This is a genomic window from uncultured Bacteroides sp., from assembly GCF_937912035.1.
Lineage (GTDB): Bacteria > Bacteroidota > Bacteroidia > Bacteroidales > Bacteroidaceae > Phocaeicola.
The window spans coordinates 160,302-177,244 of record NZ_CALDPF010000031.1 but is presented as its reverse complement, the minus strand read 5'-3'; the positions used below and the strand labels follow the sequence as shown (position 1 = coordinate 177,244).

Below are 16,943 nucleotides of genomic sequence, written 5' to 3'. Positions count from 1 at the left end.
GAAAAACACAGTTTTTCAAACTAAAATATGCAGAGACACATAATTATGCCCTATAAGTCATCAATCTTTTCTTGTGTTTGTACTGATAAAACCAACCTCCAATGATATCGGCCAAAACCCAACCAATAGGAACAGACCACCATATACCCGTATAACCGATGGAAGGGAAAGAAGCAAGGAAATATGCCAACGCTACACGGGTTCCTAAGGAAATAATGGTCAAAACAACAGACATTGACGGCAAAGCTACAGCCCTATAATAACCATAAAGAAGGAACAAATAGCCTATGCCTACATAGAAACTTCCTTCAATACGAAGATACTCCACACCGATATTAATAATTTCAATTTCTTCAGACGAAACAAAGAAAGCCATTAGCCAAGGGGACAGAATAAATACCAAGAATGAAACAAATATAGAAAACACTGTGGTAATACACACAGCAATACGAATTCCTTTACGGATGCGTTCCACACGTCCTGCCCCAAAATTTTGTGCTACAAATGTAGAAAAGGCATTCCCGAAATCCTGCACAGGCATATAGGCAAATGAATCTATCTTTACAGCAGCCGCAAATGCTGCCATAACGGCTGTTCCGAAACTGTTTACAAGACCTTGAACCATGAGAATGCCGAAATTCATAACTGACTGTTGTACACCAGTTAAAAATGAATATGATGTAATCCTAGCCAATGACTGTTTGCTGATAATACAGTCTGTACGTTTCAGACGCAATTCAGGAAAATGTTTGTATGTATATAAACAAAGTCCTAAAGCACCTATAGTTTGAGAAATCACCGTAGCTAAAGCTGCTCCTTTAACGCCCATATCCAGTGTAACCATCATCAAGACATCAAGGGCAATATTCAGGACAACCGAAACAATTAAAAACACCAACGGAACTACAGAATTTCCAACCGCACGAAGAAGAAAAGCATAAAAATTGTACACACTGACCGGAATCATCCCTAAAAAAATTATGAGAAGATAATCATACACCATTTGCTCTAGTTCGGAAGGTATCTGCAAAATATGTATTATAGGAAAAAGAAAAACTACGGAACAAACATTAATAAATAATGTTATGATACCTACTTGCACCATGGATGAAAATATACTCCGGCGCATTTCTTTGAAATCATTAGAACCATACTGCATGGAGAATACCGCGCTACACCCCATACACAAACCGATAAAAACCGACGTAACGAAAATTATAAGAGCATACGATGAGCCTACAGCCGCTAAAGCTTCAGCGCCGAGGACACGTCCAACAATCAACGTATCAGCTATATTGTAACACTGTTGTAAAAGGTTTCCCAACATCAAAGGAAAAGCAAAACGCAACATAGCCCCTAATATGTTTCCGTTTATCAGATCCTCCTTCCCAAAACTCATATCAAACCAACTCTCCTTAAATTTTACGGGAATGCAAAGTAAATATATTTTTTCGTAAGTACAACAAAAAGTCTCCGCAACAAAACAAAATGCTGCGGAGACTTCATATAGTTTTAATCTTAAATTACTTTTTTTCGATATCAATTCCTTTGTTACGAAGAGTCATACCCATGAGTTTCAAATAATCAGCGTACTGCTTTTCATTCAAAGTATTTTTCATTAACTTCAAATTACCATACACAGCTTTACGAACCTTCTCGTTCTGACCCTCTTTAGCTCTATTCGCCATCTTCATCTCTGCTTCAAAGTAATCACAAATATCAGCTACCTCTTTACTTTGATCAGAAGACAGTTTAAGATACTTTCCTAACTGAGTCTTGTTAATAGAACCATTCCATTTTTCTGTAGTAGTTGTTTGGTTACCGTTTGCAAATACAGTTGCAGAAAATGCCAAAGCGGCAATAAATGTTAATCCTGATTTCATAATACCTAAGTTTAATTTTTGTTGTTACCTAAAATACAATCTTCTTTGATTGCCTAAATTTAATCTCATTTTGGTAGTTTTTTATATGCCTACCATTCATTTAGCTTAAGCCCTTTTCTTTTTACCGATACAAAGATAAGCATGTTATCGGTAACGAAAAAACAAATGACAGTAAATATTCAAAATACCCGTCATTTGTTGACATGAATCAATATTTTAACAGAAAGTTGAACAATAATATATTTTTATTGTTAATGTAATACATAAATAATAAAAGAGCCCGATACATTAGCATATCGGGCTCTTCTCCATATATAACTCTTAGAATACTATCCTCCAAAGTTATCGTACATAATTGAAGATGGTTCAACACCGAGACTGTCAAGCATCTTGACAACAGCATTTGACATCGGACCAGGACCACACATGTAGTATTCAATATCTTCAGGAGCTTCGTGATTTTTCAAGTATGTTTCAAGCATTACCTGATGAACGAATCCTGAAGTATATTTAACTCCTGCAGCATCAGCAGCTGGATCAGGACGGTCAAGTGCAAGGTGGAAGTGGAAGTTAGGGAAGTCTTTTTCAAGTCCCAGGAAGTCTTCAAGATAGAATACTTCGTTCAATGCACGTGCACCATAGAAGTAGTGAAGTTCACGGTCTGTAGTGTGCAGAGTACGTGTCATGTGCATAATCTGTGCACGCAACGGAGCCATACCGGCACCACCACCTACCCAAATCATTTCCTTCTTAGAATCGAAGATTGGGTGGAAGTCACCGTAAGGACCACTCATCAATACCTTATCACCCGGTTTGAGAGTGAAGATATAAGAAGAAGCGATACCAGGATTTACGTCCATGAAACCACTGCGATCTGGCTTAAATGGAGGAGTTGCAATACGCACAGTCAGCATGAACACGTCACCTTCTGCAGGATAGTTGGCCATAGAGTAAGCACGGATAGTTTCTTCTTCGTTCTTACATTTCAAGCCGAACAAACCGAATTTTTCCCATGCAGGAAGATATTCATCACCGATAAGGCTCTTGTCGATATCCTTGTTGTAATCCATTTCAAATTTAGGAATCTTAATCTGTGCGTATGAACCAGGAATGAAGTCCATATGAGCACCTGCAGGAAGCTGCACCTTGAATTCCTTGATAAATGTTGCCACGTTTTTGTTAGAGATAACTGTACATTCGTATTCCTTAACACCCATTACAGATTCAGGAACCTTGATTGACATATCACCCTTAACCTTAACCTGACAACCAAGACGCCAGTGATCTTTCTGCTGCTTACGGCTGAAGTGGCTGACTTCTGAAGGAAGAATTTCGCCACCGCCTTCTACAACCTGACATTTGCACTGTCCGCAAGAACCTTTACCACCACATGCTGAAGGAAGGAACACGTTGTTCACAGCCAGTGTATTCAGCAGTGTAGAACCAGATTCAACTTCCAACTGGTTTTCACCGTTTACAGTTACTTTCACCTTACCTGAGGCAACGAGGAAGTTCTTTGCAACCAGAAGGATTATTACCAACACCAGAATAGTCACGAGGAATACTCCAATGCTTGCTAAAATAAAATTCATATCCATTGTTTTATTCCTTTCTTTATTAGATGTTCAAACCAGAGAAACACATAAATGCCATTGCCATCAGACCTACAACGATGAATGTGATACCCAAACCTCTAAGTGGAGCAGGTACATCAGAGTAAGCCATCTTTTCGCGTATAGCGGCAAGACCTACGATAGCAAGCAACCATCCAAGACCAGAACCAAGCGCATAAGAGATAGCGTCTGCTACTCCACCGATGAACTTAGGATCAGATGGTGCAAGAGTAATACGCTGCTGCATGAAAAGTGAAGCACCCATAATAGCACAGTTTACAGCGATAAGTGGAAGGAAGATACCCAATGATGCATAAAGCGAAGGACTGAATTTTTCCACAATCATTTCCACCAACTGTACGATAGCAGCGATTACGGCAATGAAGAGAATAAAGCTAAGGAAGCTCAAGTCAATACCAAGGATACCGTCGGCAGCCAAAACCTTAGTCTGAAGCAGATAGTTCACAGGAAGTGTAACTACAAGCACGAATGTTACGGCAATACCAAGTCCGAGCGCAGTCTTCACATTCTTCGAAACAGCAAGGTATGAACACATACCAAGGAAGAACGCGAATATCATATTGTCCACAAATATAGAGCGGACGAATAAACTTAATAAATGTTCCATATTATACAATTAATATTTTTTATTCAACACCCTATTATTTTTCCTGCAACTCTTTATGTTTAGCACGCTGATACCAGATAAGGCATGCTACGATAATCAGAGCCATAGGAGGCATCAACATCATACCGTTGTTTACATAGCCTGCATCCTTAAGCCACTGATAGTTCAGGATATTGAAGCCAAGAAGTGTTCCAGAGCCAAGAAGTTCACGGAAGAAAGCTACGATGATAAGGATCTTAGCATATCCAAGACCGTTACCTATACCGTCAAGACATGATTCCCAAGGACCGTTTGCCATAGCGAATGCTTCAAGACGTCCCATAAGGATACAGTTAGTAATGATAAGACCTACATACACAGAAAGCTGTACGCTTACGTCGTATGCAAAAGCCTTCAACATTTCACTAACGATAGTTACCAAAGCGGCAACAACCACCAGCTGAACGATGATACGGATACGGTTAGGAATAGTCTTACGCAACAAAGAAATCACAACGTTTGAAAAAGCTGTAATGATAGTTACAGAAAGACCCATAACAATAGCCGGTTCCAGTTTAGAGGTAACGGCCAATGCTGAACAGATACCCAAAACCTGTACAGTCACAGGGTTGTTCATGTTTAAAGGAGTAGAAAATACTTCCTTATTCTTAGCTGAAAATAATTTTCCCATTGTTCGTTTCCCTCCTATTATTTAGTAGTTAAAAATTTAGTGTACTGGCCCATGCAGTTCTTAAGCATGGCATCTACACCGTTTGAAGTGATTGTACCACCTGAGATACCGTCAACTTCAAATTCAGGATTTGCCACCTTACCGTTCTTAACAACGCTCAGTGCAACACTTTCACCTTCCATAACATGTTTTCCGATGAATGATGTCTGGAAATGAGGAGTAGCGATTTCTGCACCAAGACCCGGAGTTTCAGATGCATGAGAGAAGTATGTACCGAATACAGTGTTCTTGTCTTCATCTAGAGCTACATAACCCCAAATAGCGCCCCAAAGTCCGGCACCGTAAACAGGAACCACGTATTTAGTTTTACCGTCGATTTCACATACAAACACGTGAGCACGACCGTTTTCCTTAAATTCTTTTTCGTAAGCTGTTACGAATTTGCCATCGTATTCTTTCAAAGAACCGTCTTCTGCAACAATCATATCAGACTTAACCACTTTGCTGAACTCAGCATCAGCATCCTTAACTTCTGTGATACCTAAAGAAGAAAGAATCTGTTTTTTTGTATCAAGTTCTACGTTCTTGCCCTGAAGGTCACGCAAAGATGAGTTTACGAAAGCCAGCAGGAATGCTACGATAACAACCATTACCGAAGCATAAATTATAGTATATGAGTTACTATTAGTATTCATTGTTTTCGGTTTTTATTTGTTAGACATAGCACGTTTTGCACGACGTGAAATATTGTTCTCAACGATTACATAGTCAATCAGCGGAGCGAAGATGTTCATCAGCAGGATAGCAAGCATCATACCTTCTGGATAACCAGGGTTCAACACACGGATGATGATTGCCATCATACCGATAAGCAGACCGTAGATGAACTTACCGTTCTCAGTACGTGAAGATGTAACAGGGTCTGTAGCCATGAACACTGCACCGAAGCAGAAACCACCTGCACACAAGTGCATGTACCAAGGCATGTTAGCCATAGCTGTATCAGGACCTGCAACATTGAATATCCAAGCCATCAATGCACCACCTACGAATACTGAAATCATTGTCTTCCAGCTTGCTACACCTGTCCACAACAGAATAACAGCACCGATAGCAATTGCGATAACTGAAGTTTCACCGATTGAACCAGGGATGAAACCGAAAATCATATCGCTCAAAGAAGCTGATATAGGAGTTTCAGTAGCAGCCTGACCAAGAGGAGTTGCAGCAGTCAAAGCATCGATGTCTTTACCGAGACCGAAGATGCTGTTGCTAGCAACCCATACAGTGTCACCAGACATCTTAGTAGGATAAGCGAAGAACAGGAATGCACGTGTAATCAATGCAGGGTTGAAGATGTTCATACCTGTACCACCGAATACTTCCTTAGCGAAGATTACAGAGAAGGCTGTTGCTACGGCAAGCATCCACAACGGACAGTCAACAGGAACAATCATAGGAATCAACATACCTGAAACAAGGAAACCTTCCTGAATTTCTTCCTTCTTCCACTGAGCTACAACGAACTCGATTCCAAGACCTACAACGTATGAAACGATGATTTTTGGCAATACGGCAAGAAAACCGTAACCGAATTTCTGAATGAAGCTACCTTCGATGCCTGCAAAAGCATAGTGCTGGTAACCTACGTTATACATACCGAACAGCAATGCCGGTATAAGCGCAATAACCACGATAGACATGATACGTTTGCTGTCTATAGCGTCGTGGATGTGCGTACCAGTCTTAGATGTTGTATTCGGAACGAAAAGGAATGTTTCGAAACCGTCGAATACAGAACGGAAAGCCTGGTATTTGCCGCCCTCTTCAAAGTTTGGCTTTATCTTATCGATATAATTTCTTAACGCTTTCATTATTATTTATATTCTTATATACACATTATATATATTAACACATTTCACGACGGAGCATGTCAAGACCTTCGCGGACAATACGCTGAAGTTCCATCTTCGAAGAACATACGAACTCGCAGATAGCGAAATCTTCAGGAGCTACTTCGTAGATACCAAGCTGTTCCATGCGGTCGATATCACCGGCAATGATAGCCTTAATAAGATATTCAGGAAGAATATCCATAGGAAGTACGCGGTCGTATTCGTTTGACATAATCATATGACGTTCTCCACCTTTGATACGAGCGTCAAGAGTATATTCTTTCTTGCCCATCAACCAGCTGAAATATGAGTGGCTTGTACTGAACTCGTTGAAACGAGGCATGATCCATCCCAACATTTCGTGAACATCGTTACCTTCAGGGATTACAGTTACCTGACTGTGGAATGCGCCAAGGAAACCGTTAGCAGGAATCTGTTTTCCTGTCAAAGGATTACCGCTGATGTAGCGAAGTTCCTTATCCTTGTTTACATTATTTGCAAGGATGTCTGTAAGCAGAGCACCTACTTTCAGTTTGCAATAAGCCGGTTTCTTAACTTCTGAGCCTGTGATAGCTACTGTACGAGTCATATCAACACGACCTGTATTCATCAGACGTCCGATGAAGATTACAGCCTGTGGATCGATAGTCCAAACTGTTTCACCTTTGTTTACAGGAGCAATGTGATTGATCTGTACACCGACATTACCTGCTGGATGAGGTCCGTCGAAAGCAGTTACTGTAACGTTCTTAGCCTGTGTAAGAGCTGCTGACTTCTGGTTAACACTAATACTTAAATAAGTCTTGGCCATTTTAGCCAAAGCATCAAGTCCTGTCTGGAAGTTGTTTTCTTCGCCTTTCAGAGCTACTTCAAAATCCGGAGCAAGCGGATTTGTGTCGAAAGTTGAAACGAAGATAGCTCTTGGAGCCACTGTCGGATCTGCTATAACATCGTAAGGACGTTGTCTGAAGAAAGCGAACATACCTGAATTAAGAAGAAGTTCCTTAACAGCTTCTGCACTCATGGCAGACACATTCTGCTTACCGAATTCTTCGTAATCCTGTTCGGCCGCTGCCTCTACAGTAATACTCATTACCTTACGTCTAGCTCCACGCTCTACGCTTGTCACTACGCCACTTACAGGCGAAACAAATTTCAGTTCAGGATGATTCTTGTCAATAAACAAGGGTCCTCCGGCCATTACATACTCTTGTTCCTTAACGACTACCTTAGGAGTTACTCCTGTAAAGTCATCCGGTACTAAAGCATAGAAACCAGGTGCCTTTACAGCCACAACTTCTGCAGCTGCCTTACCTTTCAAGTTGATGTCCAGGCCTTTACGTAATTTAATTACATTTGCCATATCGGGTTATAAAAAATGGTTTTTAATTTTTGCCGCAAAATTAAAGAAAAAATAAGTAAAAAAGAACTTTTTTGCCATATAAATAAGGAATTTTTTCCTTATTTAAAAGATACATTATAAACATTTGCTTATTTAATCAGAAACATGTATCTTTTATTGTGTCTGAACTTATCTTCATTATAGTTTTTATCTATAAGTCAATAGATAAAGACTGTTGTATAACAATTACAAAACAGATACTTTTGCAAAAAATAAATCATTTGATTAAACAAATTATTCATACTAAAAACATTTATTGAATATGAAAAGACTATTATTTTTTATGGCATCTGTCGTTATCATAACACTTTCCACTAATGCCCAATCAAGTATATCTGACAATAGCGGCAAAGTCATCCATATTGGAAAAACTGAATTCTTAGAAAAAATATACGATTATGAAAAGAATCCTGACAAATGGATTTATGGCGGTAATAAACCTGCCATTATAGATTTCTATGCCGATTGGTGCGGACCTTGCCGTATGCTGTCTCCAACCCTGGAAAGCCTTGCAAAAAAATATAAAGATAAAATTATTATATATAAGGTGAATACAGACAAGGAGCGCGAACTTGCTGCAGCTTTTTGCATAACTAGCCTTCCTACCCTGCTGTTTATTCCAATGGACAAAATGCCTCAGGTTGCACAAGGAGCACTGCCTAAGGAGGACCTGGAAAAAGCAATTAACGATTTCCTGTTGAAATGACATAAAAAACGCTTTGACGTTTTACTTAAAATGCTTTGTTGTTTTACCTAAAATGACAAAGCATTTTATTTTTAATAAATTCAGCCTTTGATAAGGCTATAAATACACCAATAACAATCCACAATTCGTCTAAACAGTCATGACATAATGTCAGTTATCAAACGTATGGCATTTATTTTGCTTATAGAATTCACGTCGATATTTCCGAATATCATAAAATCACGATTTATTAATAAAAAACATAACAGATATGCAAAAAGGTAATATCGGGGTAACTACAGAAAACATATTCCCCATCATTAAGAAGTTCTTATACAGTGACCATGAAATTTTCTTGCGCGAACTTGTTTCAAACGCTGTTGACGCAACACAGAAGTTGAAAACTCTTGCTTCGAAAGGTGAATTTAAGGGTGAATTGGGAGACCTTACCATTAGAGTAAAAGCTGAAAACGATACTATCGTAATTTCAGACCGCGGACTTGGTCTTACTGCTGAAGAAATAGACAGATATATCAACCAGATTGCATTTTCAGGTGCAAATGACTTCCTAGCGAAATATAAAGACGACGCAAACGCAATCATCGGTCATTTCGGTTTAGGATTCTATTCTGCTTTCATGGTAGCAAAGAAGGTGGAAATCGTAACCAAATCATATCAGGAAGGTGCACAGGCTGTAAAATGGACTTGCGACGGAAGTCCTGAATTCACTCTTGAGGAAACTGAAAAGGCTGACCGTGGTACAGACATCATACTTTATGTAGATGATGACTGCAAGGAATTCCTTGAAGAAAACCGCTTGAAAGGATTGTTGAACAAATATTGCCGTTTCCTGGCTGTGCCTGTAGCATTCGGGAAGAAAAAAGAATGGAAAGACGGCAAACAGGTAGATACTGACGAAGACAACATCATAAACGACACATGCCCTATATGGACAAAGAAGCCAAGCGAACTTAAGGACGAGGACTACAAGAAATTCTACAGAGACCTCTACCCAATGTCAGACGAGCCTTTGTTCTGGATACATTTGAATGTTGACTATCCGTTCAATCTGACCGGTGTGCTCTACTTCCCGAAAATAAAGAGCAACATCGACTTGCAGAAAAACAAGATACAGTTATACTGCAATCAGGTTTATGTAACAGACTCGGTAGAAGGTATCGTTCCTGACTTCCTGACATTGCTTCACGGTGTAATCGATTCTCCGGATATTCCGCTTAACGTATCACGTTCGTACCTGCAGAGCGACTCTAACGTAAAGAAGATTTCTACATACATAACAAAGAAAGTAGCAGACAGACTTCAGTCAATCTTCAAGAACGACCGTAAAGAATTTGAAAACAAATGGGATGACCTGAAGATTTTCATCAACTACGGAATGTTGACTCAAGAGGACTTCTATTCTAAAGCAGACAAATTTGCACTCTTCAAAGATACAGAAGGCAAATATTACACTCAGGAAGAATACAAGACTCTTATCAGCGGAAACCAGACCGACAAAGATGGTAACCTGATTTACCTATATGCAAACAACCGTGACGAGCAGTATGCTTATATTGATGCAGCCGTAAACAAAGGTTACAACGTACTGATGATGGACGGACAGCTTGACGTTCCGATGATAAACATGCTGGAACAGAAACTGGAAAAGAGCCGTTTCACACGTGTTGACAGCGATGTTATAGACCGTCTGATTGTAAAAGACGAACAGAAAGGCGAAGAGTTGAAAGAAGACAAGCGCAGCATACTTTCTACAGTATTCAACGGCCAGATGCCAAAACTGCAGAAGACTGAATTCCATGTAGAAACTCAGGCAATGGGCGAAAACGGTTCTCCGATAATCATCACTCAGGCCGAATATATGCGCCGTATGAAGGAAATGGCAAACATTCAGCCGGGAATGAGTTTCTATGGAGAAATGCCTGATATGTACAACCTTGTGCTGAACAGCGACCATAAACTGATCAAACAGGTTTTGAGCGACACAGAAACAGCATGCGCCGAGAAATTAGTTCCTGTAGAATCTGAAATAGCTATACTGTCACTCAGAGAAAGTGAACTGCGTAAAGCTCACGAAGGCAAGAAAGACGAAGAAATCCCTGTTGCCGAAAAAGACGAGCTGAAAGATGTCGAGAAGAAACTTGATGAACAGAAAAATCAGAAGAACAGCATTTTGAACGAATATGCGGCCGGAAACAAAGTTGTGCATCAGCTTATAGACCTGGCATTACTACAAAACGGAATGCTGAAAGGTGAAGCTCTTACTAACTTTGTAAAGAGAAGCATCGAAATGATTTAAAGATAATATTAATTATTCATAGATATAGGGCAATGTCACTCTGGAAACGAGCTGACATTGCCCTTGTTTTTTTAATAGAATCAAGAAAATAAACAGGTAAAAGAAAAAATCATCATTAAATTAGATACAGATATAAATTTTGACTATCTTTGGTAGTCTGACAATCACAAAGCCCAAATAAATTGTATGAAAAAAACATTTGTACTGATATTATCCTTTATTTTTTACATGATATTCCCTTCTAGTGCCCAAAAAGTAGGTCTTGTGCTAAGTGGTGGCGGTGCAAAAGGTATGACACATATAGGGATAATACGTGCATTGGAAGAAAATAACATCCCAATAGACTATATCACCGGAACATCAATGGGAGCCATAGTTGGATCACTATATGCCATGGGGTACTCGCCAGACGACATGGAGAAAATGATAAAGTCACCAGACTTCAAAAAATGGTACTCTTCAGGTGGAATAGAAGAAGAATACATGTATTACTTCAAAATGAATCCTCCTACACCTGAATTCATAAACATCCAACTTTCAAAAATGAAGATGGCAAAGAAAGTGAAGACGAGATTTCTGCCATCGAGTGTAGTAGATCCTATGCACATGAACATAGTGTTTGTGGAACTATATGCACAAGCAACGGCCAAATGTCGTGGAAATTTTGACCAACTGTTTGTTCCCTTCAGATGTGTGGCATCAGATGTATATAACAAAAAACCTCTAATTATGAATAGTGGTGACCTTGGAGACGCAGTAAGAGCATCTATGAGTTTTCCCGGCATGTTCAAACCAATTGAGATAGATTCTGTTCTTGCATACGACGGTGGCATTTATGATAATTTCCCAGTTTCTACAATGATTAAGGATTTCAATCCAGACATAATCATCGGAAGCGTTGTCAGCTCAAATCCAAGTAAACCTAAAGAAGGGGATATCATGAGTCAACTGGAAAATATGATAATGCAAAAAACTGATTATTCTATTCCAGACTCATTGGGTATCATGATGACTTTTAAATATACTGATGTCGGACTTATGGATTTTGACAGATATGATGAACTTCATGATATAGGTTACAATCGTACCATACAGATTATGGACTCAATCAAACAAAGGATTTCAAGAAGAACAAACTATAGGATTCTTGAAAAGAAACGTATCGATTTTAAAAGGGATATGCCTGAATTTAAATTCAGAAAGATTATAATCCACGGAACAAACGAACAGCAGAAAAAATATATAATGAGAGGATTTCATGCAAATGAAAATGATATTTTCACATTGGAAGACCTCAGGAAAGGATATTTCAGATTATTATCAGACAATATGATTTCTGAAATTATTCCTCATGCTGTATATGATTATAACGATAGCACTTTTACACTTGTGCTTAATGTAAAAATAGCAGAAGACATCTCTGTAAGAGTAGGTGGTAATGTAGGCTCAAATGGTGCAAACCAAATATATCTTGGTGCATCATATCACAATCTTGGAAAATACTCTAAAGAATTTGCCATAGAAGGACAATTAGGACAGATTTACAATAATTTGCAAGTCACAGGAAGAATTGATTTGCCAACCGAAGTTCCTACCTCATATAAGATGATACTGTCATTATCATCATTTGACTATAAAGGACAAACAAAAAATTTCATAAATCAAATAAACAGCCCTGTATTCAACAAGAAAGATGAAAAGTTCATTAAGGCATATATAAACATGCCTTTTCTGAGCAAACATAAAGCCGAATTCGGATTAGGGGCAGCAACTCTTACAGATCTCTATTTTCAGACAAACGTAATAGATTTCACAAACAGTGCCAGAGACAAAAGTACATACAACATACTCGGAGGGTCGGTTGCACTTGAAGGGAACACCCTTGACAGCAAACTATATTCTGTAAGCGGCAAAAAAGAAAGGCTTGCTGCAAATATTTATTTTGGTACTGAAAAATTTCGCCAGGGGATGGGTACAGATCCATATAACGGTGAATTCAAATATACACAGGCCTGGCTCCAGATTTCGTACGAACTTGAAAAATATTTCCGTATCGCAAAAAAAGTTTCTTTAGGTTCATACCTGAATGCCTATTATTCGTCACGTAATTTCAGTAACAACTACCGTGCAACTATGATGCAGGCTGGCGAGTTTTCACCAACAACTCATAGTAAAATAACATATAATGAAGCTTTCAGGGCAAACCAGTTCGTAGGAGCAGGAATTATTCCTATATACAAGTTTAACAGTATGATACATGCAAGGCTTGGCATTTATGGTTTTGTTCCGTTCTTCCCCATAAACTGCAACGAGTTGAATAAAGCAACTTATGGTAGAATGTTCACAAAGTTTGAATATTTAGGCGATTTATCTGTAGTGGTCAGATTACCTTTTGGATCGATTAGCGCTTATCTGAACTATTATAGTTCTCCTGATAAGAACTGGAATGCAGGAATATCACTTGGATGGCAAATATTTGGAGAAAGGTTCATGCGATAATAACTTTTTTACTAAAAACTAAAAAAGTTATCCGAAAAGCTTGCACAATTAAAAAATAATCCATACCTTTGCACCCGTTAAGAAAAAGAGAAGGCCGCGTAGCTCAACTGAATAGAGTAGCTGACTACGGATCAGCCGGTTACAGGTTTGAATCCTGTCGCGGTCACAAAAATAGATGATGAATTTTATTCATCATCTATTTTTTTATACTTGAATATCATTTAATAACAAGAATAGGTGTCCTTGAGTGAAAAATCATCTTCTTCGCTATACTTGGATTGAAAAGACGTGCAAAAACATTACGTTTATAATTCGACACGCACAACACATCTATTTCCTCACTCTTGACATAATCATCAAGATTATTAAAGAAACTGTCATCCGTCACGAGACTGTAATTTATATTTAAGTCTGGATATTGCTTATGGAAATATTCTTTTATACCAGACAATTTTATTTCATTCCACATTCTTCTTTCTTCGTTTGAATTAATATGGATAAAATAAATTTCAAAGTTATAATCCTTGAATGTAGTGATAAGAGAATCAAATGCAATCAAATCGCGCTGGTCAAAATTTGTTATAAAAGCAACTTTATGAATTTCCTTGAAGTTTGTCAGCTTAGCTTCTTCCGGTATGGAATATACAAACACCGGACTACGCTCTATGACCTCAGCTGTAACACTTCCCATCAATCCATATTCCGTCATATTCTCTCCACGCGTTCCCATCACTATCATCAATGGAGATTCTTCACGTGCGAAAGACAGAATTTCCTCTTCAGGAATTCCTTCACGAAGCAAACATGTATATTTTACAGTAGGTATCTCTCCTTCAGCCATCATTTTGTCTATAGAATCTGTCAGTTCCTTCAGGCGGTTATGGACATTATCCAACATACTTTTTATTCCCAATTCTGCTTCGTAAGGCATGCCATAACCTTCAGTCGCATACTGCAAGCTAGGCATATATACAGGACTGAAATAAACATGCATCAACACCACCTCTACTTTAATCTGTGCTGCAAAGTTCAGACCGAACTTACAAGCTTTTAATGAATTATCGGAAAAATCTATAGGTACAAGAATTATCGGTTTTTTGCGTTCCTTATCCGTTTCTTTCACATGCTCTTTAACAACGTCTTCCGCCAACCATGCTGAACTTTCGATTATGCTCAGAGCACGTGGCAAATCACTTTCCTTAATACGTATCCTTACTCCTGAAGATATCACAGGTTGGATAAGATTCACATTGTGTATATAAGACTCAATTCCTTCATTCTCCAATACGTTCTTCAGTATCTGAGCTTTAGAATAAGTCAAGATTGCCAGAGTAACAAGTTTTTCTTCTTCCATACTATAAATGTTTTTAGTAAATATATAACGCAGATATAAGTGATATGATCCTATTATAAACAATAATAGCTATAATAGTTACCATTCATATCTGCATAACTATTATAGCTATTCAACTAAAGTTATCTATCGGAAGCCTCCCTAAGAATATCTAAAGCTTTGTCCAGAACTACAGTATCATCAAGCATTACCAAACCTCCGTCAGGACCGGGCTCCAAATGTATTCCTACACACTTGCCATCCTTGAAATTCTGTCCACCGAAAAAGTTTCTAACTGTTTCTACTGATATATTTAATTCATCGGCAATACGATGCATACTTCCTTCAGGTAAAGAATCTTTTATATTTCTTAATTCGTTAAATGTAATTGTTCGTGTCATAGTAATCATGTTTTAAGAATTTCACAATATGTTTATTATCTCGATGATAAATATATATAAAAATTACATAACGAGCAAGAAACAAATGTTTTTTATTTTAAAATCATCAGATTATAACAGTATTCCTAGAAATATAGTGACTTAGATACAACCATACCGCATATTACAGCATAAAAATACGTCAGTAACAGCACAAGAACTACTACATTTATGCTTTGCACATCATAACCGCTTTCAGTATACTGGTTAGATATAAAACGCTGTTTTAACGACAATTTCTTTAATACTAATTTATATATAAAATACACTAAAGCGCCACACAGAATACCGTCAATCAAACCAAAGAATACATCACCCGGATAATGAACTCCCAAATACACACGTGAATATGTTGGTATCAAAGCCCAAATGTACATCATAAACGTCATTATACCATTTCTAACCAGCAATGAAATGAATGTAGCAACAGCAAATGTATTTGCTGCATGACTCGAAATAAAGCCATACATACCTCCAGCACGGTAATTATTTACCACATCTACCATATACATAAACTCAGGATCTTTAGTTGGCCTGAATCTTTCAAACAGAGGTTTACACAAACCTGAAGCAGTCTGGTCTGCAAGAGTAATGACAACAGCAATAAGACATAAAATAGTAATACTACGTCTTATATTATTATTCTTGAAAATAACATACAGCAATGCAATAGCTGCAGGTATCCAGGTTTGGGTCTTAGTAACAATATACATAAAACCATCCCAGAAAAGAGAATCACTGCCATTAAGTTTTAACAACAGTAGCTTATCAACATCTATTAATTGCTGTATGTCCATACTATATATATATTAAATATTAAATTACCTCAATACTTTCAGTAGGAAGCCAACCTCTGGTTCCATCTTCAAGACTGACTTCCTTCCACCCTTTCATGGAATTGTCATTAATATAAACTTTCGTGCCTTCATGCAAAACAAACAAGTCTGTTCCACTATCATCAGGTGTACTCTTTACTGTAACAGATGGTTGCATTACAATTGCCCCAGTACGATTGACCAATTTATCTTTCTGCGAATCAGCAAACATATTTGCAACAATAGTCAAAACCAAAAAAACAACAGCCAGTGAAAAGCCTGTCTTCTTAATGACTATCTTACTACAAAAAATATATGCCGATGTCCCCAACAGAAACAGTATAAAACATGTCACAGCAAATGCAGCCCAAGAAGATTCACTCATCATATCACGAATGGAATTTCCCCATGTCACAATAAAAATTTCACTTTTAGGAGTTACTTTATCTATTGTTTTGCTTTTCGCCATGTCCAGATTATATCTTATATCATCGTCACCAGGCGAAAGAAGCAATGCACGTTCATAGTTCAGCACAGCTTTTGCTATATTTTTATCCTTATAATAACTGTTTCCCAGATTATAATATACATCAGCAGATTCCTGACCAGTAGCCAAAATAGCTTCATATTTCTCAATTGCCCCCTTAAAATCATTCTCCTGATAAGCCTTGTCTGCTTCAGTTTTTAAAGAAGCATTGGCTGGCAACAGGATACATGCCAGAAGCATTACCAAAACATACATTCTATTCATTGTATATATCTC

At 38.1% G+C, this 16,943-nt stretch carries 15 protein-coding genes and 1 tRNA gene; 4 read left to right on the top strand and 12 right to left on the bottom strand.

Annotated elements, in window-relative coordinates:
• Positions 1–43: 43 nt before the first annotated feature.
• The 8 genes from Q0486_RS06405 to Q0486_RS06370 form a co-directional block, all read right to left on the bottom strand.
• Complete coding sequence (locus Q0486_RS06405) at positions 44–1,399, bottom strand: MATE family efflux transporter (protein WP_299231324.1); 1,356 nt, start codon at positions 1,397–1,399, stop codon at positions 44–46.
• Between the two features lie 124 nt (positions 1,400–1,523).
• Positions 1,524–1,886 (bottom strand): hypothetical protein, encoded by a 363-nt coding sequence (locus Q0486_RS06400; protein ID WP_299231813.1) that lies wholly within the window; start codon positions 1,884–1,886, stop codon positions 1,524–1,526.
• Between the two features lie 326 nt (positions 1,887–2,212).
• On the bottom strand, positions 2,213–3,481 hold the full coding sequence (gene nqrF, locus Q0486_RS06395; protein ID WP_299231322.1) for an NADH:ubiquinone reductase (Na(+)-transporting) subunit F: 1,269 nt from the start codon (positions 3,479–3,481) through the stop codon (positions 2,213–2,215).
• A gap of 19 nt (positions 3,482–3,500) precedes the next feature.
• Positions 3,501–4,124: an NADH:ubiquinone reductase (Na(+)-transporting) subunit E gene (gene nqrE, locus Q0486_RS06390; RefSeq protein WP_204403049.1), complete on the bottom strand. Its 624-nt coding sequence runs from the start codon at positions 4,122–4,124 to the stop codon at positions 3,501–3,503.
• A 34-nt stretch (positions 4,125–4,158) separates the two neighbouring features.
• Complete coding sequence (locus Q0486_RS06385) at positions 4,159–4,794, bottom strand: NADH:ubiquinone reductase (Na(+)-transporting) subunit D (RefSeq protein WP_287679075.1); 636 nt, start codon at positions 4,792–4,794, stop codon at positions 4,159–4,161.
• 17 nt (positions 4,795–4,811) lie between these two features.
• A complete protein-coding gene (locus tag Q0486_RS06380; protein ID WP_291564497.1) occupies positions 4,812–5,489 on the bottom strand; it encodes a Na(+)-translocating NADH-quinone reductase subunit C in 678 nt (225 codons plus the stop codon).
• Between the two features lie 12 nt (positions 5,490–5,501).
• Complete coding sequence (locus Q0486_RS06375; protein WP_299231317.1) at positions 5,502–6,668, bottom strand: NADH:ubiquinone reductase (Na(+)-transporting) subunit B; 1,167 nt, start codon at positions 6,666–6,668, stop codon at positions 5,502–5,504.
• Between the two features lie 34 nt (positions 6,669–6,702).
• A complete protein-coding gene (locus Q0486_RS06370; protein WP_299231315.1) occupies positions 6,703–8,052 on the bottom strand; it encodes a Na(+)-translocating NADH-quinone reductase subunit A in 1,350 nt (449 codons plus the stop codon).
• 295 nt (positions 8,053–8,347) lie between these two features.
• On the opposite strand from Q0486_RS06370, the gene trxA reads away from it, so the two are divergent.
• The 4 genes from trxA (at position 8,348) to Q0486_RS06350 (ending at position 13,758) form a co-directional block, all read left to right on the top strand.
• Entirely contained in the window at positions 8,348–8,797 is a 450-nt protein-coding gene (trxA, locus tag Q0486_RS06365) for a thioredoxin (protein WP_299231313.1), read from the top strand.
• 250 nt (positions 8,798–9,047) lie between these two features.
• Positions 9,048–11,093 carry a molecular chaperone HtpG gene (gene htpG / locus Q0486_RS06360; protein ID WP_299231311.1) on the top strand — a complete coding sequence of 682 codons (2,046 nt, stop codon included), beginning with the start codon at positions 9,048–9,050 and terminating at the stop codon, positions 11,091–11,093.
• A 186-nt stretch (positions 11,094–11,279) separates the two neighbouring features.
• The gene (locus Q0486_RS06355; protein WP_299231309.1) at positions 11,280–13,592 is read left to right on the top strand and encodes a patatin-like phospholipase family protein; all 2,313 of its coding nucleotides are present in this window, start codon (positions 11,280–11,282) and stop codon (positions 13,590–13,592) included.
• Positions 13,593–13,684: 92 nt separating this feature from the next.
• Positions 13,685–13,758, top strand: a tRNA-Arg gene (locus tag Q0486_RS06350).
• A gap of 51 nt (positions 13,759–13,809) precedes the next feature.
• Here Q0486_RS06350 and Q0486_RS06345 read toward each other — a convergent pair.
• The 4 genes from Q0486_RS06345 to Q0486_RS06330 form a co-directional block, all read right to left on the bottom strand.
• Positions 13,810–14,946, bottom strand: a complete 1,137-nt coding sequence (locus Q0486_RS06345; RefSeq protein WP_299231307.1) for a universal stress protein — start codon at positions 14,944–14,946, stop codon at positions 13,810–13,812.
• 122 nt (positions 14,947–15,068) lie between these two features.
• Complete coding sequence (locus Q0486_RS06340; protein ID WP_299231305.1) at positions 15,069–15,326, bottom strand: DNA-binding protein; 258 nt, start codon at positions 15,324–15,326, stop codon at positions 15,069–15,071.
• 125 nt (positions 15,327–15,451) lie between these two features.
• Positions 15,452–16,162 (bottom strand): phosphatase PAP2 family protein, encoded by a 711-nt coding sequence (locus Q0486_RS06335; RefSeq protein ID WP_299231304.1) that lies wholly within the window; start codon positions 16,160–16,162, stop codon positions 15,452–15,454.
• Between the two features lie 19 nt (positions 16,163–16,181).
• Entirely contained in the window at positions 16,182–16,931 is a 750-nt protein-coding gene (locus Q0486_RS06330) for a tetratricopeptide repeat protein (RefSeq protein WP_299231303.1), read from the bottom strand.
• Positions 16,932–16,943 lie beyond the last annotated feature (12 nt).